This window comes from Acinetobacter pollinis (assembly GCF_015627175.1).
Lineage (GTDB): Bacteria > Pseudomonadota > Gammaproteobacteria > Pseudomonadales > Moraxellaceae > Acinetobacter > Acinetobacter pollinis.
Genome location: NZ_VTDQ01000070.1, coordinates 1 through 4,732, shown reverse-complemented (window position 1 = coordinate 4,732; position 4,732 = coordinate 1). Strand labels below are relative to the sequence as shown.

Below are 4,732 nucleotides of genomic sequence, written 5' to 3'. Positions count from 1 at the left end.
GGTGTAAATAGTATTCGTCCTCGCTATCATACGAAGGGATTTATTTCTTTGGCGCAATTAAATGATGTTTCAGAGAAGTTAAAGTATGCTCCTGAAAATAAGTTAAAACTTATTGTAGTGCATCAGCCATTTTATGTCGCACAAGACAAAGGGCATGGCTATAAAGATTGTCCCAAATATGCCCAAACTGCGTTGGAGCAATGGTGCAAATACGATTTATTTGGTTTGTTGCACGGACATTTACACTTAACAGGCATTTATGATTTAACAAAAATTTATCGATTGGATGCTTGTTCTATTTTTGATATTCACTCAGGCACATCCACCTCGTGGAGATTACGTCAGCAAGAACCAAATGGTTTTAATGTTATTTTTAAAAATGGCTGTATTGAAAACTATGTATTTGATGAAGAAAATAGCGAATTTATTCTAAGAAAAACATAAAGTGATTAAAAAAAATCCAAAAGATATTTTTTTTTATTTTTTGCCCTTGAAGCTTTTATTTAAACCCCCAAAAAAATGTCATCGGAACAATGTGTTAATAGTGGTATAAATCATACTGAAAAGGCTGCTATTAATTTTTGAAACAAGACTTAGTCTGATGGAGTTTTACATATGAGCAACATTCGCCCATTACATGATCGTGTCGTTATTCGCCGTGTTGAAGAAGAAACAAAAACAGCAGGCGGTATCTTACTACCTGGTTCAGCAGCAGAAAAACCATCTGAAGGAGAGGTCATTGCTGTAGGTAATGGTCAAATTACTGAAAATGGTGTGCGTGCTTTAGATGTGAAAGTTGGCGATAAAGTGCTTTTTGGTACTTATGCAGGTACAACTGTTAAAGTTGATGGTGAAGAGTTATTAATTATGAAAGAGTCTGACATTTTAGCTGTTTTAGAAAGCTAATAAGACAACACTCTCATTTGTATCAGATCAAGTAAATCAAAGATTTTGGAGTAATATCATGTCAGCTAAAGACGTAAAATTTGGTGATTCAGCGCGCTCAAAAATGATTGCAGGCGTAAATGTACTTGCAGATGCGGTAAAAGTAACTTTAGGCCCTAAAGGTCGTAATGTTGTGATTGATCGTTCTTTTGGTGCACCACACATCACTAAAGATGGTGTGACAGTTGCAAAAGAAATTACATTAAAAGATAAGTTTGAAAACATGGGTGCACAACTTGTGCGCGAAGTATCTTCAAAAACAAATGATGTAGCTGGTGATGGTACAACAACAGCGACTGTGCTTGCTCAAGCGATTGTAAATGAAGGTGTTAAGTCTGTGACTGCAGGCATGAACCCAATGGATCTAAAACGCGGTATTGATATTGCGGTTAAAGTTGCTGTTGAAAACATTCGTAAGAATTCAACGCCTGCGAATGACTTTAAAGCAATTGAACAAGTGGGCTCTATTTCTGCAAACTCTGACCATACTGTGGGTAAACTAATTGCTCAAGCAATGGAAAAAGTAGGCAAAGAGGGTGTAATTACTGTTGAAGAAGGTTCAGGCTTTGAAGATGCACTTGACGTTGTTGAAGGTATGCAGTTCGATCGTGGTTACCTTAGCCCGTACTTCTCTAATAAACAAGAAACTTTAACGGCTGAACTAGAAAATCCATTTATTCTTCTAGTTGATAAAAAAATTAGCAATATCCGTGAGTTGATTACAACTTTAGAGGCAGTAGCTAAAACAGGTAAGCCTTTATTAATTATTGCCGAAGATGTTGAAGGCGAAGCATTAGCAACACTTGTTGTAAATAATATGCGCGGTATTATTAAAGTATGTGCAGTAAAAGCACCTGGCTTTGGTGATCGTCGTAAAGCAATGCTTCAAGATATTGCAATTTTAACGGGTGCAAATGTTATTTCTGAAGAAGTGGGTATGTCTTTAGAAAAAGCTTCTTTAGAAGATTTGGGTACCGCACATAAAGTAACTGTATCTAAAGAGAATACTGTAATTGTTGATGGTGCTGGTAATGCAGCAATGATCGATGAGCGTGTTCAACAAATTCGTGCACAAATCGAAGAATCAACTTCTGAATATGACCGTGAAAAGTTACAAGAGCGTGTTGCTAAGTTAGCTGGTGGTGTTGCTGTAATTAAAATTGGTGCAGCGACAGAAGTTGAGATGAAAGAGAAAAAAGACCGTGTAGACGATGCCTTGCATGCAACACGTGCTGCAGTTGAAGAAGGTGTTGTTGCGGGTGGTGGTGTTGCACTTGTACGCGCAGTAAATTCACTAGATGGTCTAACTGGCGCAAATGAAGATCAAACAGCGGGTATTAATATCTTACGCCGTGCAATTGAAGCCCCTTTACGTCAAATCGTTGCAAATGCGGGTGATGAACCATCAGTTGTAATTAATGCAATTAAGCAAGGCGAAGGTAACTATGGTTACAACGCTGCAACTGGTGAATATGGCGATATGATCGAGATGGGTATTTTAGATCCTGCGAAAGTAACGCGTTCTGCGCTTGAGCATGCTGCATCTGTTGCAGGTTTAATGCTAACAACTGAAGCAATGATTACAGAAATTCCTGAAGAAAAACCTGCTGCTGCACCTGATATGGGTGGAATGGGCGGAATGGGTGGAATGATGTAATTCGCCCAGCGTATTTTAAAATAAAGAAAACCCTCGACTTAGAGGGTTTTCTTTTAATTTTGGTGTTAGAGCATTTCAAAGCTATTTTTTTTACAACCTATGATTTGCATTGTAATATTTTTAAGTTTTGCTTTATCTTTTTTAAAGTCCTCAATAACAATATAAAGATCTGGATCGATTTCATTTATCTGAGATGCATCGACAATAACATATTCATTCTCTTTTACTTTTGATAATGCTTTACTTAGCATGGCTCGATTTAAAAAGCTGACATGACTTAATAGCTGAATATGCGTTGTATTACCATTTGGATTTATTTCATAGCTAGTATGAATACCACTCTGAAGATTATAATATAAGATAAACGTTAAGCTGACGGCGATGCCAAATATAACACCAACCAGTAAGTCGACTGTAACAATAATAATTACTGTAGTTATAAATGGAAGAAATTGCTTCCATCCTTTTTTATAAAAATTTATGAAAAGTTCTGGCTTTGAAAGCTTATAGCCGGTAAGAAGTAAAATAGCTGCAAGAGTAGATAGTGGAACATAATTGAGTAGTGGTGTGAGGAATAAAACTGCGATTATGAGTAATAAACCATGTGTAATAGCTGAAAACTTAGTTTTTGAACCACTTGTTGCATTAATAGAGCTACGCACAATAACAGATGTAATTGGCATTCCACCAATAAAACCAGAAAAAGTATTTCCAATACCCTGTGCAAAAAGTTCTCTATTTGGGGGGGAGGTACGTTTATATGGATCCATCCTATCGGCTGCCTCAAGGTTTAATATAGTTTCTAAGGAAGCAATAATCGCCAGAGTAAAAGCACCAATATATATTTGGCTAGAATTCAAAAAAGAAAAATCTGGAAAGAAAAATAATTTTTCATGAGAATTTAATATTTGAGGTAAATTAATTAAATTTTCATCAAATATAATTAGACTAGAGTTAGATTGGATAAAAAGAAAATTAAGAAGCCCAGCTAAAATAATTACAATCAGCATTGATGGAATAGGGAGCTTTTTAAATTTTGAGCTATCCCATACGAGAATAAATATTAAACTAAATATACCAATAATTGCTGAACCAATATCGAACGGATGATCTAGCATTTGTGCATTTAGTTGATTTAACCGATCTAAACCAAATAGTAGAGGAATTTGGCCAATAATAAGCATTAAACCAATACCAGCAAGGAGTCCGATAATGACACTATTTGGAATATAATTTGCAAAAGCACCAAGTTTAAGAACACTAAATACGATTTGTATAACACCCGCCAATACGACTGAAACTAAAAATGCTTGATAGTTACCATTTAGAGCATCAAGTTGTGTAACTATAATTGCAGTTAGCCCTGCAGCAGGTCCAGAAACACTTAGATGTGATCCACTTAATGTGCCAACAACAATACCTCCAACAATACCTGCAATAATTCCAGAAAAAAGTGGTGCACCTGAGGCAAGTGCAATTCCTAAACATAAGGGGAGTGCAACTAAAAAAACAATTAAGCCAGATACTAAGTCTTCTGAATATAGTGTTTTTCCTAAAACTTTAAATTCCATATGAACCCATCACTATTTTGATTTAAATATATTCATAAGCTTGGTCAAAGTAAGCCCATATATACGTTAAATACTTATATGTGATCTATGAATATAACTATGTGTATATTCTGTCATTAAAATAACCTTAAAATAATGTATGTTTTTTGATTATTACAGTGTTTAATTATGATTTTTAGGTAAAGCTAAATTCTTTATTTATCTTATTAATTTCAATAACCTAAGCTTATATGAAAGCCATTAAATTTATTTTTAGACAAATCCAAGTCAGATGTGGAAAAATAGCTTCTTTAAAATAAGCTAATTAACAATAAATAATATTTTGTAATCTATCATTAAAGAATATTTATAGTTGATATGGGCTTTGTTGCACAAACCTATCATTGAAGGCTTATTCAGCAATATAATTTAAAAATGAATAAGCCTACCCCTAAAATCTACCGTACAACCAATTGGTCATCCTATAATCGAACCTTAATTAACCGAGGCAATATTTCCATTTGGTTTGATCCAAAGACCCAATGGTATGCACAATCACAAGGCAAGCAAGGTCGAAATC

General features: G+C 34.9%; 3 protein-coding genes and 2 pseudogenes. 4 read left to right on the top strand and 1 reads right to left on the bottom strand.

What is annotated here, in order from left to right; genetic code table 11:
- From I2F23_RS13520 to groL, 3 genes and pseudogenes are all read left to right on the top strand, one after another.
- Nucleotides 1-444: pseudogene (locus tag I2F23_RS13520) on the top strand (3',5'-cyclic-nucleotide phosphodiesterase); the annotation flags it as partial.
- 171 nt (nucleotides 445-615) lie between these two features.
- Nucleotides 616-906, top strand: coding sequence for a co-chaperone GroES (locus tag I2F23_RS13515; RefSeq protein WP_195773091.1), 291 nt, complete (start codon nucleotides 616-618; stop codon nucleotides 904-906).
- Between the two features lie 58 nt (nucleotides 907-964).
- On the top strand, nucleotides 965-2,602 hold the full coding sequence (gene groL / locus I2F23_RS13510; protein ID WP_195773090.1) for a chaperonin GroEL: 1,638 nt from the start codon (nucleotides 965-967) through the stop codon (nucleotides 2,600-2,602).
- A 65-nt stretch (nucleotides 2,603-2,667) separates the two neighbouring features.
- Here groL and I2F23_RS13505 read toward each other — a convergent pair whose 3' ends face one another.
- Complete coding sequence (locus I2F23_RS13505) at nucleotides 2,668-4,173, bottom strand: SulP family inorganic anion transporter (protein ID WP_195773089.1); 1,506 nt, start codon at nucleotides 4,171-4,173, stop codon at nucleotides 2,668-2,670.
- Nucleotides 4,174-4,587: 414 nt separating this feature from the next.
- Here I2F23_RS13505 and I2F23_RS13500 point away from each other — a divergent pair.
- Nucleotides 4,588-4,732 (top strand): annotated as a pseudogene (locus tag I2F23_RS13500) (IS5/IS1182 family transposase); the annotation flags it as partial.

Bases quoted from the DNA above. Each gene is read 5' to 3' on its own strand.
- I2F23_RS13515 (WP_195773091.1), top strand. From the start codon at position 616: ATGAGCAACATTCGCCCATTACATGATCGTGTCGTTATTCGCCGTGTT.
- groL (WP_195773090.1), top strand. From the start codon at position 965: ATGTCAGCTAAAGACGTAAAATTTGGTGATTCAGCGCGCTCAAAAATG.
- I2F23_RS13505 (WP_195773089.1), bottom strand. From the start codon at position 4,173: ATGGAATTTAAAGTTTTAGGAAAAACACTATATTCAGAAGACTTAGTA.